At 48.3% G+C, this 21968-nt stretch carries 17 protein-coding genes; 13 read left to right on the top strand and 4 right to left on the bottom strand.

The features are described 5' to 3' along the window. The first annotated feature begins 3 nt into the window (after window positions 1-3). The 5 genes from D0Y50_RS14035 (at window position 4) to D0Y50_RS14015 (ending at window position 3908) form a co-directional block, all read left to right on the top strand. Window positions 4-1197, top strand: a complete 1194-nt coding sequence (locus D0Y50_RS14035) for a hypothetical protein (RefSeq protein ID WP_108565894.1) — start codon at window positions 4-6, stop codon at window positions 1195-1197. A 39-nt stretch (window positions 1198-1236) separates the two neighbouring features. Next, complete coding sequence (locus D0Y50_RS14030; RefSeq protein ID WP_170145518.1) at window positions 1237-1785, top strand: outer membrane beta-barrel protein; 549 nt, start codon at window positions 1237-1239, stop codon at window positions 1783-1785. 86 nt (window positions 1786-1871) lie between these two features. Then, window positions 1872-2129, top strand: a complete 258-nt coding sequence (locus D0Y50_RS14025; RefSeq protein ID WP_108565896.1) for a DUF3081 family protein — start codon at window positions 1872-1874, stop codon at window positions 2127-2129. Between the two features lie 154 nt (window positions 2130-2283). Next, entirely contained in the window at window positions 2284-3210 is a 927-nt protein-coding gene (gene lpxL / locus D0Y50_RS14020) for an LpxL/LpxP family Kdo(2)-lipid IV(A) lauroyl/palmitoleoyl acyltransferase (RefSeq protein WP_117317479.1), read from the top strand. A 92-nt stretch (window positions 3211-3302) separates the two neighbouring features. Continuing rightward, on the top strand, window positions 3303-3908 hold the full coding sequence (locus tag D0Y50_RS14015; protein WP_117317477.1) for a toxin co-regulated pilus biosynthesis Q family protein: 606 nt from the start codon (window positions 3303-3305) through the stop codon (window positions 3906-3908). 232 nt (window positions 3909-4140) lie between these two features. Here the strand turns inward: D0Y50_RS14015 and glnE are convergent, their stop codons facing one another. Continuing rightward, window positions 4141-7044: a bifunctional [glutamate--ammonia ligase]-adenylyl-L-tyrosine phosphorylase/[glutamate--ammonia-ligase] adenylyltransferase gene (gene glnE / locus D0Y50_RS14010; protein ID WP_117317475.1), complete on the bottom strand. Its 2904-nt coding sequence runs from the start codon at window positions 7042-7044 to the stop codon at window positions 4141-4143. A gap of 130 nt (window positions 7045-7174) precedes the next feature. Here glnE and D0Y50_RS14005 point away from each other — a divergent pair, with 130 nt between their 5' ends. Then, window positions 7175-8086 carry a DUF350 domain-containing protein gene (locus D0Y50_RS14005; protein WP_108565900.1) on the top strand — a complete coding sequence of 304 codons (912 nt, stop codon included), beginning with the start codon at window positions 7175-7177 and terminating at the stop codon, window positions 8084-8086. Here the strand turns inward: D0Y50_RS14005 and D0Y50_RS14000 are convergent. Next, entirely contained in the window at window positions 8078-8440 is a 363-nt protein-coding gene (locus tag D0Y50_RS14000; protein WP_108565901.1) for a GIY-YIG nuclease family protein, read from the bottom strand. The genes D0Y50_RS14005 and D0Y50_RS14000 overlap by 9 nt on opposite strands. A gap of 21 nt (window positions 8441-8461) precedes the next feature. Here D0Y50_RS14000 and hldE point away from each other — a divergent pair, with 21 nt between their 5' ends. Both hldE and D0Y50_RS13990 read left to right on the top strand, forming a co-directional pair. Then, on the top strand, window positions 8462-9904 hold the full coding sequence (gene hldE, locus D0Y50_RS13995) for a bifunctional D-glycero-beta-D-manno-heptose-7-phosphate kinase/D-glycero-beta-D-manno-heptose 1-phosphate adenylyltransferase HldE (RefSeq protein WP_108565902.1): 1443 nt from the start codon (window positions 8462-8464) through the stop codon (window positions 9902-9904). Window positions 9905-10004: 100 nt separating this feature from the next. After that, window positions 10005-11087, top strand: coding sequence for an XrtA/PEP-CTERM system-associated ATPase (locus D0Y50_RS13990; protein WP_108565903.1), 1083 nt, complete (start codon window positions 10005-10007; stop codon window positions 11085-11087). 1648 nt (window positions 11088-12735) lie between these two features. Here the strand turns inward: D0Y50_RS13990 and D0Y50_RS13980 are convergent. After that, entirely contained in the window at window positions 12736-14148 is a 1413-nt protein-coding gene (locus D0Y50_RS13980; protein WP_108565904.1) for a TIGR03013 family XrtA/PEP-CTERM system glycosyltransferase, read from the bottom strand. A 153-nt stretch (window positions 14149-14301) separates the two neighbouring features. On the opposite strand from D0Y50_RS13980, the gene D0Y50_RS13975 reads away from it, so the two are divergent. The 4 genes from D0Y50_RS13975 to D0Y50_RS13960 are packed head-to-tail and all read left to right on the top strand — an operon-like array spanning window position 14302 to window position 19049. Then, window positions 14302-14934 carry an XrtA/PEP-CTERM system exopolysaccharide export protein gene (locus D0Y50_RS13975; RefSeq protein WP_108565905.1) on the top strand — a complete coding sequence of 211 codons (633 nt, stop codon included), beginning with the start codon at window positions 14302-14304 and terminating at the stop codon, window positions 14932-14934. A 20-nt stretch (window positions 14935-14954) separates the two neighbouring features. Continuing rightward, window positions 14955-16523, top strand: coding sequence for an XrtA system polysaccharide chain length determinant (locus tag D0Y50_RS13970; protein ID WP_117317471.1), 1569 nt, complete (start codon window positions 14955-14957; stop codon window positions 16521-16523). Continuing rightward, window positions 16520-17431 carry an XrtA-associated tyrosine autokinase gene (locus tag D0Y50_RS13965; protein ID WP_108565907.1) on the top strand — a complete coding sequence of 304 codons (912 nt, stop codon included), beginning with the start codon at window positions 16520-16522 and terminating at the stop codon, window positions 17429-17431. Before D0Y50_RS13970 ends, D0Y50_RS13965 begins: the two co-directional genes overlap by 4 nt. Next, window positions 17421-19049 carry a porin family protein gene (locus D0Y50_RS13960; protein WP_108565908.1) on the top strand — a complete coding sequence of 543 codons (1629 nt, stop codon included), beginning with the start codon at window positions 17421-17423 and terminating at the stop codon, window positions 19047-19049. Before D0Y50_RS13965 ends, D0Y50_RS13960 begins: the two co-directional genes overlap by 11 nt. A 105-nt stretch (window positions 19050-19154) precedes the next feature. Here the strand turns inward: D0Y50_RS13960 and D0Y50_RS13955 are convergent, their stop codons facing one another. Continuing rightward, entirely contained in the window at window positions 19155-20132 is a 978-nt protein-coding gene (locus tag D0Y50_RS13955) for a polysaccharide deacetylase family protein (RefSeq protein WP_117317469.1), read from the bottom strand. A 474-nt stretch (window positions 20133-20606) separates the two neighbouring features. Here D0Y50_RS13955 and D0Y50_RS13950 point away from each other — a divergent pair, with 474 nt between their 5' ends. Then, window positions 20607-21491, top strand: a complete 885-nt coding sequence (locus D0Y50_RS13950) for an XrtA system polysaccharide deacetylase (protein WP_108565910.1) — start codon at window positions 20607-20609, stop codon at window positions 21489-21491. Window positions 21492-21968 lie beyond the last annotated feature (477 nt).

Below are 21968 nucleotides of genomic sequence, written 5' to 3'. Positions count from 1 at the left end.
TGTATGACTAAACCACAACTTGTAAGCGCCGCGGTTATGTTGACGGCGGCTTTTTCTGCAGCCGCAGAAATTGAAATAGGGGGTAGTGCCTCGGCGGAAGGCCGCTATTTTTTACAGGATGCGCTGTATCCCGGGCAACCTCGTAGTCAGGTTTCAGTAGCGATAGAGCCAGAGTTTTACACCGAGTGGAACGATGGTGACGACAGCTTGCTGGTCAGGCCGTTTGCCCGCTACGATCAACGTGATGATGAGCGTACCCATATGGATTTACGCGAATTTCAGTGGTTGCACGTAGCAGATAACTGGGAAACGCGGGTTGGTGTAGGCAAAGTGTTCTGGGGTCAAACCGAGTCTTTGCATCTGGTCGATATTATCAACCAGACCGACATGGTGGAACAGGTCGACGGCGAAGAAAAGCTAGGCCAACCAATGGTGAACTTTACCACCTATGGTGACTGGGGAACGGTATCGGCTTTTGTTTTACCGTATTTTCGCGAACGTACGTTTGCGGGCCCGGAAGGACGGCTGCGGCCGCCCACACCGATTTATGGCGATCGCGCACAATATGAGTCGGGTGCGCAACAACAGCATCTTGATTATGCCTTACGCTATCAAAACAGCCTGGGAGATTGGGAGCTAGGGGTGTCGTTTTTTGACGGTACCACCCGCGAACCTGAATTAACCACTGACTTTGATGAAGCGGGGCAAAGTTATATTCTGCCTTACTATGCTCAGGTTAAGCAATATGGGGTAGACCTGTTAAAGGTACAGGGTGCATGGCTACTGAAATTTGAAGGTATTTACCGCAGTGGTCAAAGTGAAGATTTCACAGCCGCGGTGGCGGGCTTTGAGCGCACTACCGTGGGGGTTATGGGCACCAATCATGACCTTGGTTTCTTAATGGAATACCAGTTCGATGAACGGGACAATAATTTTTTCGCCACCGGTCAGAATGATCTGATGATGGGGGTGCGCTGGACCTTCAACGATATAGACGGCACGGAAGTATTGGCTGGCTATATTCAGGATCTGGATGAGTCGGGTACCTACAGTGGGTTTATTGAAGCTTCCAGCCGGATGACGGATAACTGGCGTTGGAAGCTGGATGCTTACTTCTTCTCAGCTGATGTCGTTGACACCTATTTGTATATGCGCCGCGATGATCAGGTACAGATGACACTGGAATATTTCTTTTAAAATAATAAGAGTGACTTTACATACATGAAGCAACGATGGATGAGCATGCTTTTAGCAGGCTGTCTGTGCAGCGCAGCACAGGCTACGGAAAAAATGTACGGTGTGGTTGGAGCGGGCTACAGCGATGCTGAGTTTAGCAACAGCCGTGCAGGCAGTGATCTTGGTAGCGAGACCTTCTATCTGGCCCTGGGCCATGAATTTGCCCCGCAATGGTATATTGAAGGCGGCTACAAACGGCTGTTTGATGACAGCGATGAGACCGGCAATACCAAAGGCGATGCGTTGTATCTTGCTGTGTTAGGGAAAGCCGGCGGCCCCCAGGGTGAGCTGTTTTACAAGTTGGGTGTAATGAGTGCCGATATCAGTGGCCAATATCTGATGGACGAGACTGACAACTGTGAAGTAGGGCAGGTGATCCAGGGTGCTTGTGACTATGATGAAGGGGTAGTAGCAGGCCTGGTAGGGCTGGGTTATGACTACCACCTGGGGCTTAACACCATGATTCGAATAGAATATGAGCATGTGCGCGGCGAGCACAATCTGTCTGCCAACTTGTTTAACCTGGGTTTTCGCTACAACTTTAATTAATAACACCTTGTCGGTGGCCTGAAGTAAACCAAGTTGACGTATTAACGGTATGAATACACAAAGCAAACAAAAGGCGTTTGATATTCATGAGAAACGAGCTAGACAATAAATTTTTACTGCAGGTGTTCGATAAAATTCGTCAGTTTGGTGATAAAAAAGACGACCGTTATGTTCTAAACGGTATTACCGCATTTACCGATATGGACGGATATACGCTGTTCGTGGAGGATCCAAACGTTAAGCTGCAATATGGCTTCCACAACCAGTATCACTATGACTACGAGTCTGATAGCGATATGGAAAAGTTTGAGAAAAAACTCAAAGAAATCGATAAAGAGTACTGAAGTGAAACCCCGCCAAGGCGGGGTTTTTTGTATCCGCGCATTACGCTTTGAACCTGGCTTTTGCGGTAAACGCAAACCGCAGAACGCCAAGTGAGTGGTAACTTTTGTTTCAGACGGTACAATACTGGGTAAAAAATTATTCAGGAAGTCGTCTTTGTCTGCTATTACCCCACCATCTTTCAAGCTACGTTTTTTAGGGCCTAAGTACTGGCTAACCTGGTTGGGTGTGGTTGTACTGTATGCTATTACCTGGCTGCCGTTACCGGTCATCCGAAAAATCGGAGCTGGTGCAGGGCGATTGATTGGGATCATAGTGCCTAAGCGGGTAAAAGTGGCCAAACGCAATATTGCCCTGACCTATCCGGCGCTTACCAATACTCAGGTAGACGAACTGGCGCATGAGAACGTGCGGCGCGCCGGTATGGCGTTGTTTGAAACCGCCATGGGCTGGTGGTGGCCCGGCTGGCGTATTCGTCGTTGTTTTACTATTGAGGGCTACGAGCACGTTGAAGCCGCATTGGCGCAAGGCAAAGGCGTATTTGGCCTGGCCTTACATAATATGAACCTGGAATTTGCGTGCCGTGGCGTGGGGTATACCCATCCTTCGATAGCCTTTTATCGCAAACACAACAACCCGTTAATTGATTACCTGCAATACCATGGTCGCGCACGCTCAAATAAATATATGATTCATAAACGTAACGCGCGGGCGCTGATTAACGCATTGGATAATCAGGAGTTGTGCCTGTACTTACCGGATCAGGACTACGGACGCAGCCAAAGTATATTCGTACCATTTGGCGGCGTGGCTGAGACCGCGACCTCTACCGCGACCTTAATGTTTGCCCGGCGGGCCAATTGCGTGCCCATGATATTCACCTCGCAATACACCGCGGGTGGGTACAAAGTGAAAATTTACCCGGCTATGAATGAGCTTGCCACGCAAGATGATCGGGGTGCATTGACCTACTTAAATGAACAGGTATGTAACATTGTAGCAGAACAACCCGAGAGCTATTTGTGGATGCACAAGCGCTTTAAAACCCGGCCGCGGGATACCGATCCGTCATTGTATGACTAGACCTATTGCCAATTGCCTGTTATTGGCAGTTGTCTGTACTATTATTGAACCAGACGTTATAAAACCAGTAACCGGTAAGTGTAAATTGTAGTATGGCAAAGCATTATTCTGGAAAATCCTTTTGGGCCAAACAAATCGGCTTCGCGCTGGTGCTGGTTATCGCCGCCGGGATCGCCATTTACCTGCAGCAAAGCGGTTTCGGTGAAGATGCCCCCGCTGAAGATACAAAGACGGTATCCAAAGGGTTAAGTAGTTTTTACCGTAACTTCAGAATGTCGGCTGCGGATGTTGACAGCGACACCTCAGGCGAGTTTGTGGTAAGTGTTGAGCAAGTGGACGGGGGTCTGGATAATCAGCTCAAACGTATGTCCAGCGAAAGACGGCCGGCAAAAACCGATTGGGTTGGCGAACATAAGTTTCGCAGTTTTAAAGCGGGCAATACCCTGCGCGATGCGATTTCTGCTTACGCCCAAAAAGAAGGTATGCAGGTGATCTGGGATTTGGACCAGGACTTCGTTATTAAGCATCACTTTCAGCTGGACGATACTATTGTAGGCTCACTGGACCAAATCGCGAACGCCGTAAACAGCAACTTTGCAGGGGATGTGCATACCTATGTGTGTGCCAAGCAGCGTACTATGGTGGTAACCGCCACCTTAACGCCTTTCCTGAAGACCCACTGCGCCCCGGTTGAATAAGGCCGGTGGCCGCTAACCGACCGATAGCGCTTAAAGGGAAGCCTGGCGGCCGTATCGGCCCCGGTTTTTTATGTTTGCCCGCCTATTTTTGGCCTGTACCACGAACAGGCCTGATGTAGGTTGGTTTCTTAGCCGCTCGTTTGCCCAGCCGCTTGTTTCCTCGGCCGCTTTCTTGGCCGGGGGGGGGCGTTTTTTTGAAACCGGGCCGCGGGCGCCTTGGCTGGGCGCTGCTCTATACCGATAATACCTGCTGCCAGGTTTTTCTGACCCAGTTGCGTAACCTATCCAGGGTTTGCGTGTTTTGTGCGAATTTATCGTCAGCCAGGGTCAGCTGATGATAGGCATCGCGCAGTTGCAGGTAAGCTTGTTGTAAGTGTTCGCTGGATTGGGCATCAATTACGCCAAGTTCACAAGCGGTATCCAAAATACGCAAGTTGTCGGTATAGCGCACTAAATCATCGAACTTGTGGCTATAGCCTAGCACTAAATACTGGGTAATGAATTCAACGTCGGTAATCCCCCCGGCACATTGCTTTAAATCAATCCCTTCATCACGGGTGCGCTCCAGGTGCGAGCGCATTTTTTCGCGCATAGAAGTCACATCACTGACCAACGAGGGTAGGGGCCGCTGTAAGGTGAGGATGTTTTTACGCACCTCTTCAAAAGTACTGATTAAATCACCGTCACCTGCCACGCCGCGGGCGCGCACTAATGCCTGATGTTCCCAGGTCCAGGCTTCTTCACGCTGATAGGTGGCGAAGCCTTCAACATGACAACACAGTAAGCCTGCTGCTCCGGAAGGCCGTAACCGCAGATCAGTCTCATATAGCTGACCAAACAGGGTGGTAGTGTTCAGTAAGTGCATAATGCGCTGCGCCAGTTTGATATAAAACTGTTGGGCGCTAACACTGCGCTTGCCGTCGGTGTGTACATCTCGCGGGGCATTGTGGATAAATACCAGATCTAAATCAGAGCCATAACCAAGTTCATAGCCACCTAATTTTCCGTATCCGATTACCGCAAACCCCAGTTGGTCAGCGGGTAGGTGGGCCGGCTGGCCATAGCGGCTGGCCATTTGCTGCCAAGCCTGGCGAATTACCGTATCCAGGATCACCTCAGCCAGAATAGTCAGTTTGTCGCTGACTTTATTAATAGGCAGCGAGCCGCTGATATCGGAAGCTGCAATACGTAGCTGCTGGCACAATTTGAACTGCCGACAGGTATCCATCGATAATTCAACGTCGTCGGGGTCCACCCGCAGCAGTAATTGGCGCAACTCATCACTGTACTGCGCCCGGCTTTCTTCCAGGCTGGTGTTTTGTTGTTCCAGGTATAGCGGGGTCAGTAATTCATCTAATAATAACGGGAAGCGTTTTATCTGGGTGGCAATCCATTCACTGCGTTCACACAGTTTGACGAGTTGCTTCAGGACATCCAGGTTTTCCAGTAGCAGGTTCAGATAAGTGGTACGGCCGGTAATGGCTTTAATCACATCAAGAACCCGCCGCATAACCTGCTCAAGCCTGTCCGGGTGAGCCTGAATGAGCGTGTGTAGCAATTCAGGCATCAGCTCATCTAACGTACTTACCCCACGTTCGCCCAGCCTGAACTGACGTAAGCTGGTTCTGAAGTCGGCCAGTAACCGAAACGCCTGTTCGCTTTCACGAGGGTCAAGATGCGGCGTCAGCAAACGGCTGAATTCTTCTTGGGATAAGTCTACCTGCCAGGCATCCTGACACTGGGTAAACAGCGTATCGGTTTCATCATGCGCCTCATGATGCTCTTCCACCAGTTCGTTGAACTGAGCATGAATAGCCGCCATGCGGCTATCTAATTCGGTAGTAAGAGCAGAGTAACTGGCACATCCCATGACTGAGGTCAGCACGCTTTGCGCCCACTCATCCTCCGGCAGTGTTTGGGTTTGTTCGTCGTTCAGCTGCTGCAATGTATGTTCAAGCTTGCGCAAAAACAGGTAATTGTCGTACATGGTGGCTATCGCATCGGCTTCTACAATGCCAAGTTCGGCCAGCGCTGCCAGGGTCAGTTTTAATCCTCGCTGGCGTAACAGAGGTTCCCGGCCACCGTGGATCAACTGAAAGCTTTGGGCGAAAAACTCTACTTCACGAATACCACCTGGCCCCAGTTTAATATTATTACTTAGCCCGCGGCGACGAATTTCACGGTTAATCAGACCTTTCATATGCCGCAGGGCATCGATGGTGGTGAAATCCAGGTAGCGGCGAAACGTGAACGGGCGAAGAATTTGCAACAGCTCGTCATTATAATCGCCCCGCGGGTTCACTGGCCGCGCTTTAATCATAGCAAAGCGCTCCCAGCTGCGGCCTTGCTCCTGGTAATAGTCTTCCAGCGCTGAAAAATGGGTCACCAACGGCCCACTTTCGCCGAAAGGGCGCAAGCGCATATCAACCCGAAACACCTGGCCATCCACCGTGACTTTGTTCAGCGCGCCAATCAGTTTTTGCGCCACTTTGTTAAAAAACTGCTGATGCTCTAAAGACTTTTTGCCACCGGCGGTTTCGCCTTTGTAGGGGTAGCAAAAAATCAGGTCAATATCAGAGGAAAAGTTCAGCTCCATACCGCCAAGTTTACCCATTGCCAGCATCAGCATGGGCTGAGGCCCGTGGGGGCCGGCAGGCTCACCATAGCGCTGCGCCAATTGCTGGTAAACCCATAAATAGGCTTGGTAAATCAGTGCGTCGGCCAGCGCCGAGGTACGCGCCAGCGACACTTCAATCGGTTGTTGGTTAGCTAGGTCGAGCCAGGCCAGGGTTAACATATGTTGGTTGCGAAACAGCCGCAACGCGCGGTGCATAGCGTCTTCGCTGGTAATCCCGGTAAGCAGTTCCCTCAACATGCTGGCGTAAGGAGGAATATACACAGTGGCGGTATCACTGTGTTGAGTAAAGGCATGTAAAGCATTATCGTCAAGCAGGCTGGCCAGCCATTCAGGATGCGCGATACAGTGTTCGGCAATAAAGTCACTATGCCCAAACATGGCCACCACGGTGTCTTTAAAGGCACTAAAATCAGGCGCCTCGGCATGCTCGCTTAAGCGTTGCCAGTGGGCCAATCCCTTTTGTTCGATAATCCTGTTCATTTGCATTTGCGTAGGCATAATACACGCCTTATTAGTGTGCGGTGTAAACCGTTAAAATTAATAAATTCTTTAAGTGGTGAGTCTGGCATATCCGCCAGCCAGGCTCCAGCGTCTTATGACCACGCAAGCATATAGTGAGGGATGAGCAATGGAGACTTTGGTCAAACTTGTACCGTTACCCAGGGATTTATGGGTATACCTGGTCATCGACCTGGTACTGGCATTACTACTGCTGGTCATAATGAAATGGCTGGCCGGTATTTTCAGAAAAAGCTCGGTGGCTGACGAGCTCGGGGTGAAAGACAACTTTGCCTTCGGGATCAGTATTGCCGGGGGCATGTTATCGCTATGCATTGTATTGGGCTCGGTGGTCGGCCGTCATGTTGGCGAGGGGCTTGAATCGGCGGCCACCGGCATGCTGAGCTTTGGTCTGATTGGTATTGTGTTGGTGCAGTTCGGCCGTTTTGCCCACGATAAACTGGTTTTGAACCGGGTGGATACCCGCGCGCTGATTGCTGACCGAAGTGTCAGTATCGCGCTGGTCGATGCATCGAGTCTGATTGCCAGTGCGGTTATCTTGCGTAGCATGGTACTGTGGGTAGATGGTAGCGACCTGAACGCTATTATCGCTATCTGTACCGGGTTTACGGTGGTGTTATTCATTCTGATATTTATGACTCGCATATATGAAGTGCGCTATGCCCGCGATAATCAGAACGACTCGTTCCAGGGGGCTTTACAAAAAGGCCAGATGGCCCTCGCAGTGGAGCACTCAGGCAACTTGCTGGGGACCGCGCTGATTGTAGCTTCTGCCCGCCACCTGCTTAATTATTATCCTGACGGTTATGTAAGCAATGTCACCGGTTGGCTTATTGTCAGCGTGGTTTTATCGCTGGCGTTATACCTGCTGGTGAATATCAGTAAAAAAGTCATTCTGTGGGGGCTGGACTATCGGCAGGAAGTGGATAAACAGCATAATGTCGGCGTGGCGTGCCTGGAGCTGTGCCTGGCAGTGGGGATCGCTTCCATCGTCAACGGTATCTTTGAGTTCTTATCTTAACCGGGCCAGGCCAATCGGTTTGGCCTCGAACTGCGCAGGCAGCGCAAGTGTATCGTTTATTAAGGCCAGCTTTTGCGCTTTGGTGTAACGCTTAATCGCATACTCCAGCTTTAACGCGGTGCTTTTATCATTTACTTGCACCACCTTGCGAAAATACAAGGGGCCTTTTCCTTTTAATGCTCTGGCCCCGCCTTTAATGGCCCCGGTGTGCTGGCGTAAACGGCGGCGTGGATCCACTGTAACCCCGGTATATAACTGGCCTAAACGGTTTTCAATAATATATACATACCAGCAGGCACTCGGGTTATCCTCATTTAAAGCTGAGACTGATATACTTGGCTCCAATTTATTCATACTACGTCGAAAATAAACATCATGATGTTACCAGATTTCAGTAAAGCCAGGGTATTGATTGTTGGCGATCTGATGCTAGACCGCTATTGGGGCGGCAGCACCAGCCGGATTTCGCCGGAAGCGCCGGTACCTGTGGTCAACGTAAATAGCAGTGAAGATCGGCCTGGCGGCGCCGCTAACGTCGCTATCAATGCCGCCATGCTGGGCGCGCAGGTAAATTTGCTTGGTCTGGTAGGTGATGACGAGAATGCCGGGCTGCTTGAACAGCGCCTGACCTCATTTGGGGTTAACTGCTATTTCACGGCAGTGAGTGGCAAAGATACCATCACCAAACTGCGGGTAATGAGTCGAAACCAGCAGCTCTTACGGCTGGACTTTGAACAGTCTTTTGCTGAGGTTGATAAGTCGGCAATGCAGGCCAGTTACGAAGCGTTATTACCCGATGCCGACGTGGTGATTTTGTCAGATTACGCAAAAGGCTGTTTAGCCGCACCACAACAACTTATCGCCGCCGCCCGGGCGTTACAAAAAATTGTAATTGTTGACCCAAAAGGCACGGATTTTGCCAAGTATAAAGGTGCCAGTATTATTACGCCGAATATGGCCGAATTTTCTGCTATCGCCGGCCCTGCAAAAAGCGAAAGTGCGTTATCTGAACAAGCGCATCAGCTAAAGCAGACACTGGCGCTGGATGCCCTATTACTTACCCGCTCTGAAGAAGGTATGACGCTTTATAGTGGGCAGTCTGATAGTTTTCATATGCCAGCGCGGGCCAAAGAAGTATTCGATGTTACCGGCGCCGGCGATACAGTGGTATCAACACTATCACTGGCGTATGGCGCAGGCTGTAGCTTACCTGATGCCTGCGTACTGGCGAATATGGCCGCCAGTATTGTGGTGGGCAAACTGGGTACCTCGACGGTGACCGCTACTGAACTGGCGATTGCCCAGAACGAGCAGCACCGCAATAACGATACCGGCGTATTGTCGCAAGACAAACTGAGCGTAGCGTTGGCCCAGGCGAAACGTCGCGGCGAAACAGTGGTTATGACCAATGGCTGCTTTGATATTTTGCATGCCGGGCATGTGTCCTACCTTGAGGCCGCGGCCCAGCTAGGGGATAGGTTAATTGTAGCGGTTAACGATGATGCTTCGGTTACGCGCCTGAAAGGGCCGGGGCGACCGGTCAACAACGAACAACGCAGAATGGCAGTACTGGCCGGCCTTAGCGCCGTCGACTGGGTAGTGCCGTTTAGCGAAGATACACCGCAACGCCTGATAAGTGAGCTGTTGCCAGATGTGTTGGTTAAAGGGGGCGACTATACCGTAGAGCAAATTGCGGGTGGCCAGGAAGTGATCGCCAATGGCGGTCAGGTAAAAGTGTTGCATTTTGAGCAGGGGGTGTCGACCACCGGTATTATTGAAAAAATTGTCAATAAAGACCGCGAAAAGCCGACATCATAAACCAATAAAATCTTCACTGACCAAAGATAGCCGAATGTAGCGCTTTGCGCTAAGCTGGGTATCTTTTAGTCAGTTAGTCAGAAGTTGAAGCGGTAATTTCATGTACGAAAGTTATTATGGGCTGGACTCTAAGCCTTTCCAGCTAACGCCCGACCCGGATTTTTTCTTTGCCAGTCGCTGGCATAAACGGGCAATGTCCTATTTGCAATATGGGTTATCGCAGGCCGAAGGGTTTATTGTGATTACCGGTGATATAGGCACAGGTAAAACCACGATTGCAAATAGTCTGGTAGCTGAAATTGAAGACGACATCATGGTGGCGCACATTGTCACTCCCAAGCTCAGCCCTGATGAGCTGGTTAAAATGGTGTCCTCTAAATTTGGTCTGGATGTGGCGGGTAAAACCAAAGCAGACATCCTGAAAATGCTGGAAGTGTACTTATATGACCTGAGTGCCACAGGTCGCCGTGCGCTACTGCTGGTGGATGAAGCGCAGAATCTGCCACTTGAAACCATAGAAGAGCTGCGGATGCTGTCTAACTTTCAGGAGTTTGGTAAGCCATTACTACAAAGCTTTTTGTTGGGGCAGGAAGAATTACAGCCCATTTTGCGGGCGCCCAATATGGAACAGTTCCGCCAGCGTATTGTGGCATCTTGCCACCTGGCGCCGCTGACTCAGGAAGAAACAAAAGAGTATATCGAATTTCGTCTGCATCATGCGGGTTGGAACGGCAGTACGTTATTTGCTGATGAAGCGTTTGCAAGAATCTATCAGTTTACCCGTGGTGTACCGCGCAAAATCAATACCCTGATGGACCGGATTTTGTTGTTCGGCTACCTGGAAGAACTGGAAACCCTGACCGAAGAAGCCGTAGATTCGGTGATCAGTGAAGTCAGAGAGGAAATGTTCCTGCCTGAAACGAACGCAGTTGAACCAGATAGTGAAGATGACGATGAGTATGAGCCAGCGGTAGGCGCTAACGCGCAACACAAGCCCCGCAAAAAGCTGATGACGCCAAACGGTAACGAAATTCAGGATGCCGAGTATTACAAGGCGATGCTAAGCGAGCTGGTGGACGCCCTGGATGATGCCATCAGTCATAAGATTAAGTTAACCCAGTACATTGATAAGTTGTTGAAAAAGAAGTACCGCACGTACGTCAGACTTAAAGAAGACGATTAAACGTCAAAAATTTTTACACTGTTGAAAGGCCGGTTTTTAATAGTCCCAGTAAATCAACTGGTTAAAAATTGGCCTTTTTTATGCTTGCTTGATTCGCTGATGCCCTGAAGCAATATTGCTACATGCCGTTGTCGGTATAGGGAATGTTAGGGTTGAAGCTAATATCGTAAGGGATTGGCACCGCTAGCGGGACAGGGTAAGACTAATAACCATAGTCATATTTTGATAAGATGCTGATACTGAGCGATTTTGGTACAATTATGCCGCCAAATGCTACAGTTTCGCGTAAACCTACAAACTAAGTATTATTGCTGGTAATTTGCGTTTAGTTAGTGGCATAATAAAAAAGACATGAGGGCACACGGATGCGTCTTCTAAAAACAATAATAAAATTCCATATTCCACACATTGGCGAGCTTATGCTCGCTTTTTTTATTTAAAAAACACCCTTTTGCAAATTACAAAAAGGTGTCTCGTATTCCACACATTGATTTAAATAAAAATTGTAAATTTCCTATTCACATTTCTATTTGCACTAAAGATATTGCAATTCGAATGCCATACATGGGTATAGATAAATAAAACATTTTAACCCCGGATTAGGCCAGTAATTATGCGGGTGTTAAAAAGGTAAAGGGACAATTGTTAATTAAAATGGTGTAATTCAGGCGGCAATTGCTTAATTAAAAGACGAAGTAATTACAGAGCCACACTGTAATAATTACAAAGTGCTAGATGGCTTCTGCCTAGTCCATTTATTGTTGTAAAACAGGTGATTGATTATTGTTCACCTATGTAGCCGTTAGCCTACACCTGGACTGCTTTATTCTCCCTGTTGCGCCCGTTCTTCCATACCCACTTCCATACCCAAAAAACACGGCCGGCGAATAGTCGTAAGGTGCTGAGCACGCTCCCATAAAGCGTTTAGCCTTATTCCCCTGAGTACGCAGGTAGCTTTCTGCTGCTGGTTGCAGGCCACCCGCCTTATTCTATTATATCGCCTCTAACCCCCTGGCTTATAAGGCCCCAGGCCGCTGGCGTAGGGAAAACCCTTGTTTGGCATCAGCTGGCAAAGTAGGCACCTTATACCGGGCGGGCCGTGGCCGGTGTATGGCCGTCAATTGGTCTGGAAATGGACGTTTATAAAAGGCCACCGCAAAGAGGCACAACCACCAATAGCGCATGCATCACAGGGTTATGTAGTTGATAGATATCCGACAGTTACCTTCTATATTAGCGCCCGCGCTAATTGCAGGCCACGCTAATAAGAGGACGGCGGGTGCCTGCAACTACTCCTAAGGGCCCTATAGCGGCGAGGGCTGGGTGCGGTGCGTTTACGCAGACGTCGGGCAGGGGTGGCAGGAGTAAAGCCTATAAGCCTGGCGCAGGCCGTTCAGTTGGCAGCACAGAGCTTGCCAGCTCAGTGCTATGCAGATTAGTGCTATGCGGATGAGTCCTATGCAGAAAAGTCCTATGCAGAAAAGTCTCATGGAGAACACTCTTATGCAGAAAAGTAAGGGCAGGGCGAGTCGCGCAAACGCAGATGTAAACAGCGGGCCGGGGAGGCTGACGGTGCCGGTAATCAGATATAAAAAAGGCTTCCCTCAGGAAGCCTTATGAAATAGCCAGTAGCCTTTACTGGTAGGGCCTAGCGGCCTTTACCAAACAATACAATCTCAACGGTACGGATAAGAATAAGAATATCCAGTAGCATGCTTTGATGCTTTACATAGTAAAGGTCAAACTTGAGCTTTTCCATTGAGTCTTCAACGCTGGCGCCGTAGGGATAGTTAAGCTGTGCCCATCCGGCCAGACCGGGTTTAACGTTGTGACGCTGGTTGTAATAAGGCACTTCACGAACCAGTTTTTCAACAAATTCAGGACGTTCAGGGCGGGGGCCAATAAATGACATCTCACCTTTGAACACATTGAATAGCTGCGGCAGCTCGTCTATCCGGTACTTACGGATAAAATGACCAATACGAGTAACCCTGTCGTCATTTTTGCTCGCCCATTTAGCGCCATCTTTCTCAGCGTCGGGCCGCATACTTCTGAACTTGATGATTTTAAACAGTTTACCGTTTAAACCCACCCGTTCTTGCTTATAAAATACTGATGTGCCTGTTCTGCGACCATCATCAAGCCAGATAATGCTGGCGGTAAGCAACATAAACGGCCAAGTGAAAGTGAAGATAAAGGCTGCTAACACGGCGTTTATAAAGTAATCCAATGCGTCGCGCAGGTAGTTTTGACTATGGAAACCGTTCGAGTAAATAACCCAGCTGGGGTACATCAGGTTTACCACAATCTGGCCGGTTTCCCGTTCCATAAAATCAAGCAGATCAGTAACTTCTATACCGCGTAGGCGACACTCAAACAAGACCTCTATGGGCAAGGTGCCACGGCGTTGGTCGCAGGCTATGACTATCTCTTCAATGTCATTGTCGGTAATGAACTGCTGGAAGTTTTCATCCACTTTGACATGGATAATTTCTTCTTTCTTGATTCCTTCTTCACGGTTATCGCCCGGGATAGGTACAAAGCCAACCAGGTCAAAAGCGATGCGGTCTACATCCCGGCGCATACGCTTCTCGATAATAGAAGCCCGTTCACCTGCGCCCAGAACCACAATGCGTACCTTACCTAAGCCCAGTAAACCTAAGCGGTTGGTAAAGTAGCGAAAGATAACCAGAGTAATAATAATCCCGGCCACAGAGGCGGGTAGATAGTAAGAATGCATCGCCAGGTCATCAAAAAACGCCCTGCTAATGACTTCTACTAAAAAGTAACTTAACCCCACACTAACGAAAATACGGCGAATAATGCCGCGGAAGGTTTCCCTTAGTTTGGCTTCGTATAATCCCACTGACAATGAGCACAACAGTATGCAAACGGTTAATAAACCTACATTAACTGCCAACTTTTCAATTGGGGCTGAATTTGTCAGATCTAACTGAACCAAAATGAAATGGGTTATGTAACCCATATACGCTATTAGTAATGCTTCCGTTACAACCAAGATGTTGGAACGTTTATTTTGATTGTGCCTGTTTAAAGCCACTCCTGGCCCCCTGATACTGCAACGTCGAAGTACATCATAAAGCTATTTATTGTAATAGACTACAAATGATGTTGGCATTATAGTGTTATTTACCGTAGGGTAAATTGCATAAACAAAAAAATTTCATCATAACGAGTTTAGGAAAGATCTCTTATGTCTAACTCAAAAAGCATTATTCCTGTTGTTTTCGGAACAGCAGTTACTTTATTGTGCGGGTGTACTACAACATCCGATTTGCCTCCAGCAAAGACTCGCGCATCCATGACCACCAATGTTGATAATTACCAGTACTTAATTGGCCCTGGTGATTCTCTGAATATTTTTGTCTGGCGTAACCCGGAAATTTCCGGCAAGTACACGGTTCGTCCAGATGGTAAAGTTACAACTTCTTTAGTAGAAGATATTGACGTTGCCGGTCGTACTCCTTCAACACTTGCCCGCGAAATGGAAGAAAAACTGTCTACGTTTATCAATAACCCTCGGGTAACGGTTAGCGTAAATAATTTCCAAGGCCCTCTATCTGAACAGGTACGGGTTATTGGTGAAGCATCTAACCCTCGCGCTATCAGCTATTCGCAGAATATGACCCTGCTGGATCTGATGATTGCGGTTGGTGGGTTAACCGAGTTTGCCGACGGCAACAGTGCTAAACTGGTTCGTGTTAAAAATGGTGAGCAGCATACGTACAACATCAATATTGATGATTTGATCCGCGACGGCGACATCTCTAAAAATATTGATATCCTTCCAGGTGATATTGTTATCATCCCAGAGGCTTGGTTCTAGTAGTAACGGAACAGAATTAAATGCAGGATTTACAGCCATCGATTGCGCAGTTCTTTGACTTCGTCAAAGGAATATGGATAAAAAAGCGCATCATCATCATTTGCTCATGGATAATCTGTCCTATCGGGTTTTTCTATGTCGCAACCTTACCTAACGAATACGAATCTTCAGCCAGAGTATACGTAGACACCGGGTCTCCACTTCAGCCGATTCTTACCGGGATTGCGATTCAGTCGGATCCTAAAGAAGAAATTCGGATGATGGCCCGTACGCTATTAAGCCGTTCAAACCTGGAAACCATCGCCCGGGAAAGTGACTTAGACATCACTACCTCTAGCGATGCAGAGTTTAATGCTCTGATTTCCCGGCTTAGCGATGACATTGAACTGGGATTTACCGGTAAGGACAACATCTACACTATTTCCTATAACAGTGAAGTGCCAGCCATGGCGCAACGCGTAGTGCAGGAAACGCTGGAGCTGTTTGTTGAAGGTTCTTTAGGAAACAACCGACGGGATACAGATACCGCAGGCCGCTTCTTAGACGAACAAATTGCCGACTATGAAAACCGCCTGGCAGAAGCCGAGCAGCGGTTGGCTGCATTTAAGCGTAAGTATAGCGAAATACTGCCTTTGTCGGGTACGTATTACGGGGCGTTACAGGGCCAGAAAAACGAGCTTGAAGCAACTCAGCTGCAAATTCGTCAAACCCAGCAACAAATCGATGCGATGAAGACCCAGATTTCCAGCGGCAAAATGTCAGACAGTTTTGGCGTAAGAAATGAAGGCGAAGCGGCACTTAAAACCCGTTACGACGAACGTATTAAAGGCCTTGAAGATCAACTCGACAGCCTTACCTTGCGTTACACCGACGAACACCCGGACGTGATTGAAACCAAGGCCCTCTTAGAGAGCCTGGAAAAATCACGCCAGGAAGAAATCGATGCGTTTTTCTCTGAGCAGGGCGATGAAGACGGCCAACCTGTTGGTGAATACAACAGTCAGCTATCTTTAGACGTGAGCCGGTTGCAAAGCGGTATTGCTTCGCTGACCGTCAAAGAGGAAGACCTACGCAAGAAGATTGCTGACCTGGAGTCTAAGATTGATCTGGTTCCGCAAATTGAAGCAGAGCAGGCGTCACTGAACCGTGACTACGGCATTACTAAAAAGCGCTATGAAGAACTGTTAGCCAGACGTGAGTCGGCTGATTTGACCCGTCGCGCTGATGTATCTGCCGAAGAGTTCCAGTTTAGAATTATCGAACCACCCATGGTACCGAACAAGCCGGCAGGCCCGCAGCGTCTTATGCTGTATACCGCTGTGTTACTGATTGGCTTTGGTGTAGGTATTGGTATTGCCTTTATCTTGAATCAGCTTGCGCCAGTGCTGGTAAGAGCGCGACAGCTCAAAGAACTTACCGACTACCCTATCTGGGGAACGGTAACGCACCTTGATGTTGAGCGTATCAGCAAAGTGAATAAAGGCCGTATAATCGCCTTTGCAATTAGTTCGTTGGCTATTGTGGTGCTGTATGGCGCCCTGGTGACCGCTGAACTGTTGAATGTTAATTTCCAGGGTATGTTGTCATGAGTAGTACCATTGAAAAAGCACTGCAACGTCGCCGCGAAGCGATGGAAGCAGAAAAAGCCAAAAATGAGAATAAACAAGACGTCTCTGGAATGGCGCCGGCTGCTGGCTCCAATAAGCGCAAGCCAGTTACGCCTCGCGGCCCGCAATCGCAGGTCGAACCGTTCAATATTGATATTGAGCGGTTAGAGGAAAACGGGCATGTGTCGTTGTCTGGGGTGCGTAAAGGCATTAATGAAGAATACCGTGAAATCAAACGTAAGCTTCTGGCCAATGCGTTTGGGCCACTGGCTTCTACGCTGAAAAACAGCAATATTATTATGGTAACCAGTGGGCGTCCGTCGGAAGGCAAAACCTTTACGGCAACAAACCTGGCCTTAAGTATTGCGTCTGAGCAGGATAAAACTGTGCTGCTGGTCGATGCTGATGTGTTAAAACCCAATGTATTAAATACACTGGGTTTAGACCGTCGGCAGGGCCTGATGGAATACCTTACCGGGGAAGTGGACGATATTGCTGAGGTGTTATACCCCACCAATGTAGACAAACTGAAATTGATTCCGGCCGGCCGTACCCATCATCTTAGTACCGAATTGTTAGCCAGCGAAAAAATGCATGAAACGATTGACGAGTTTGCTAATCGTTATCGGGATCGTATCGTTATTATCGACACACCACCGCTTATCGGCATAACCGAAAGTGCTGTACTGGCAAACTTTGCAGGGCAGGCCGTCGTTGTTGTGGAAGAAGGACGCTCTAAGCTGTCTGATATCCGCTTGAGTGTAGAGCGTCTTAACCCGAATATGGCAATTGGGTTTGTGGTAAACAAAGTAGTGAATAAGGACGAAAACGACCCCGGCTACTATGGATATTACTATGCAAAAGATGAAGAAAAGGCTAATGAAGCGTAATTTCGCGTTTTCCAAATTAGCTATTTTCACCACGTCAGCGCTGGGTGCTTTAAGCACTCACGCTGGCAATTTGACGTTGCAACCGACCGTATCTGCAGAAACCATTTTTCAGCAAATTGACTCAGATACGCAAGGCGATCGGGACATTAACACCCTAAGGATAGAGCCTTCCTTAAAAGCGCTTTATGAAAGTGGAAAGTTGCGGGCAACGTTTAACGGTACTGGCACTCATTTAGAACGAGACACCGATAATTTTTCGAACGACGACGACTATTTCGAATATTCTTATAGCGCGGATTACGAAGCAATTGATCGGCTGCTGACCCTGTCTGCCAGTGGCGGCTCTAGCTATCGAAACGCCAATACCGATAACTATCTGGTATCTGACTTTTTGAATAATAGCGGTGACTTGGCGCGTACTGACACCAATACCATCAGCGCCCGGTCTGAATTTACCCGAGGGCCGTGGGTGGCGGGTACCGCGAGTTTGTCGTATTCAACGGTTAAAACCGAAGATAACGAATTTACCACCAATGCCAGACTGAACAACGATACTATTTCGGCGTTTACGTCATTAGAAAATGGCCATTCTGCCCGTAGCTATATATGGAAATTCAACGGTGATTATAGTGACACCGACCGTGAAAATGCTGCATTAGGCTCGTTTGAAAGTTACAACACCGATGCCTTTGTAGATAAAATGGTGTTTCGGAACTGGGCCTTCAGAGTAAGAGGGCAAAGTGAAGCACACACATTTAGTACAGATGATGCGTTATTTTCCAATGATCGGGAGTTTGACAGTGTCGGGGCGGGTATTACCTACCGTCAAGGCCAGAACCGTTCGATATCCCTAACCGCCAATAAAGCCAGCTCGTCTAACCAGGAAAACGACGGCGACGTCTATCCTGATGTACGGGTAAACTGGGCATTTACAGACCGTACCAGTCTGAATGCTGAATTTGGAAAAAGCTTCTATGGTGATGCTGCGAGCGTTGAGTTTAAGCATGCCACCCGTAAAATCAGAACCACGTTTAGCTATTCTGAAGATGTGAGCAACTTCTCGCAGTTGTTATCTACCCCTGAAAGCCTGGGAATATTTGTATGTCCAGGCAGCTTTCTGTCGCAATTTTGTTACCAGCCTACTTCGCTGGACTATCAATTGGAAACCGGCGAACAGTTAATTCAGTTAGTAGACGATAATAACGCGCTGGAAGACAACGTCATATTGCGTAAAAACGGTTTGTTGCAAGTGTCTTATCAGTCTCGGCGATTACGAGTTGGGGTTTATGCCCAGTTTGCTGATGATGACTACCTGGCAGCAGAAACCCGACGTAAAACAAAGACCTACGGCACTAATTTCACTTACGACTTGGGGGTATATACCTCTTTGAACGGTGATTTAAGCTTTGCCAACATAGAGCGTGACGATGATGATGGTGGTACCGGTGAAAGCGACAACACTCGCTTGACCTTATCGGTTAACCATAAGCTATCGCGTTACTTCTCGGCTAATTTGGGCTATAGCTACATTGACCGGGAAGGTACCGTATCGGGTAGTGTGTTGGGTAACAACTACACCGATCAGCGTTTAACCTTGGGTGTGGTATTCCGCTACTAAGTTAAGCCACTGAAAGGTTACCTGCCCCAAGGCTGGTATAAAAAAAGCAGAGCGTAAGCTCTGCTTTTTTATGCGTGCTAAAAGAGTCCAGCTGCAATCTTTCAGTTAGCCGGCGCGCAGCTTCTCTAGCCAGGAGGTATAACGTACTGCGGTATTCAAGCTAGCAGGTAAGCTTAATCTGGGTACGGTAAATGCTGCGCTTTTAATCGCTTTACTCACAAAATACCCTGGCTCGGAGGTAAGCGCGCCAACAAAGCCTGCTTCCTGCACGGCCTCTACGCCCCGTTCATCAAAATCTTCGCGCATACCTACCGGGTAACAAAAAACCGCAGAAGGGGCACTTAGGTGGCTATTTAATATTGCCTTACTTTGCGCCAGTTCGCTGGCAATATCTTCCCGGGTTAGGGTCGATAGCGGGCTATGTGAGCAGGTATGCGAGCCTACGGTCAACCCTTGCTGTTCCAACTGCGCTAAGCGCTCCCAGGACGTCGGGGTAAAATGACGATCATCAATAGGGGTACTGGCACATAAGGTATCTTTAAGCGCTGCCACAAAATGAATACGGGCGTTTTTTTCCAACCGTTTTGCATGCAGCGATAAATAGCGCCGGGCAAAGCGGCGGTCTTTTAACGACAGCCATTTTTCGCCCGGTACGCCTAATGCACCAGCATCCAACCTGGTTTGTTCACACGACAGCACGGTGGTGGTAATTTGCGCATCCCAGGGTAAGGCATAACCATCCACCAGGTCAGTGATAACAAATAAAGTAGGCTTGGCGTCGTATTTCAATAATAACGGAATAAGCAGCTCGGCCTGATCTTCGTAGCCATCATCTACCGTAAAGCACACATAATTGCGGGCCGGGTTTAGAGAGGAGTAAGTGGTAAGTAGTGAATCAACACTAATGAACTCACACCCATGCAGGGTAAGTAGCTTAAGTAAAGACTCAAGCATGTCCAAGTCAACGCCGTTCAGTCCGTGAGGGCCGGCGGGGCGGTGCAGGGTAAATATGCACACATGCTGACTTAGCGCTTTATTTAGCATCCAGTTCAGCCCGCGGTTTAAATAAAGCGAGTGTATCAAGTTAATATTCCAACTTCTTAATTAACGTTATGCTGTCTTAACTGACAGCACCGCCTTGGGTCCTGAGGCGTCAACTCTTTACGTTACAATACAAAAAAAGTGGCACTATTGGTTAATCTATTGTTCAAATCGAACAAATCAGACTTTTTCGTTAGCTATCGAAAAGGATATTTGCTAATTTCCAGCGCAGGTTAGCGCATCCGTGCAGCAACAAGCGTATCGATGGATTTGTCGAATCCGAATACATTGCTACCCAGCCCAAAAAGCGGGTATTTGTATCGTTACTTTTCGTTAAATAAGCTACCATATTAGAGCACGTAAGCCTACATTTCCTTTTTTGCTGTGATCAGCATAGAATACGTCGGCACAAACAAATACGCTGTGTTGGTTAGATCTCAATATCGTTACCGGCACTATAAATAGCAGTTTATATAACGCGCCCCTGCTGGCTGCATGAACAGGTTTGATTTTTGTATGGCAAATGTAAATGCGATGACCGTCGATGTGGAAGAATATTTCCAGGTCGAAGCCTTCGCCCAGGATATTTCAGTAAACGACTGGTCCAATTATGAATCGCGGCTTGAACTCCAAATGGACAAGTTGCTAACGACGTTTGCCGACAATAATGTAAAAGCTACGTTCTTTACGTTGGGCTGGATTGCGCAGGCGCATCCACAATTACTAAAAAAGCTGGTTAGTGAAGGACACGAAGTAGCCAGCCATGGTTTTATGCACCAGCATTTATCTAAGCAGAATGCCGACGTGTTTTTTGAAGATATTACCAAAGCAAAAAAGCTGCTTGAAGATATCACCGGCACGGAAGTTAAAGGTTATCGCGCCCCGTGTTTTTCGATTAGCGCGGATAACGACTGGGCGCACGACCTGATAGCTAAAGCAGGTTATCAGTACAGCTCTAGCAGCTACCCTATTAACCATGACTTGTACGGTGTGCCGAAAGCACCACGAGATGCTTACCGGCTGTCTAACGGGTTATTGGAAATTCCGGTAACCACCGCTGTACTGGGCGATAAAATCTTCCCAGCCGGTGGTGGCGGGTACTTCCGCTTACTGCCTTTTTGGTTGTTTAATTATTTGTTTAATAAAGGACAGCAAGGACGTATTGCTAACTTTTATACGCATCCGTGGGAGTTTGACCCCGAACAGCCGCGTATAGAAACCAACTTTAAGTCCCGTTTCCGCCATCATGTTAACCAAAAAACGGCGATGAAGAAGCTGGCAAAGTTATGTGCCAGTTATAATTGGACGAGTATGGAGCAGGCATATTTAACGCAGGATCATCCGGTGTTAGGTGATTGGCCAAGTGTAGCAAGTGGCCAGTATATGGCGCCTGCAGTGTAAAGCGGCTAGTCGCACAAGTATAATAAAAGGGGGCTTATGCCCCTTTTTTGCTATCTGGGTTTAGCAGACTACCCACCAGGTCTGTTTTTTATTTTGGATTTATCCCTGCGGGTTCCTGTGAGCTACCCTTTAGGCCAGTTTTTCATTGTGGATTTATCCCTGCGGGCTGCGATGTTTGTAGTAAGCATTAGCCGCGTTGGCGGCGGCAACCAGAGGGGCCGCCACGGCCCCTCTGGACTCCCCATGTATGCCCTGACAAACGTAAGCCATTGTTCCCCCCGTCAGGCAATCCGAACCAGGCTCGACGCAACATCCTGTTTCGGCGAGCCTTGCCTGCGACATCCTTGTCTAGGCTTCGGTTTGCTTATCTGCCGGGCTGCCCAATACGTTTGATGGGCAGGCTGGGGCGCTATTCTGCTTTTCCCGATAACCCTGTAGGCCTGCTGGTTATTTTAGACTTATCCCTGCGGGCTGCGG

The organism is Salinimonas sediminis (genome assembly GCF_003429285.1).
GTDB lineage: Bacteria > Pseudomonadota > Gammaproteobacteria > Enterobacterales > Alteromonadaceae > Alteromonas > Alteromonas indica.
This window is presented reverse-complemented; position numbering and strand designations above follow the sequence as displayed.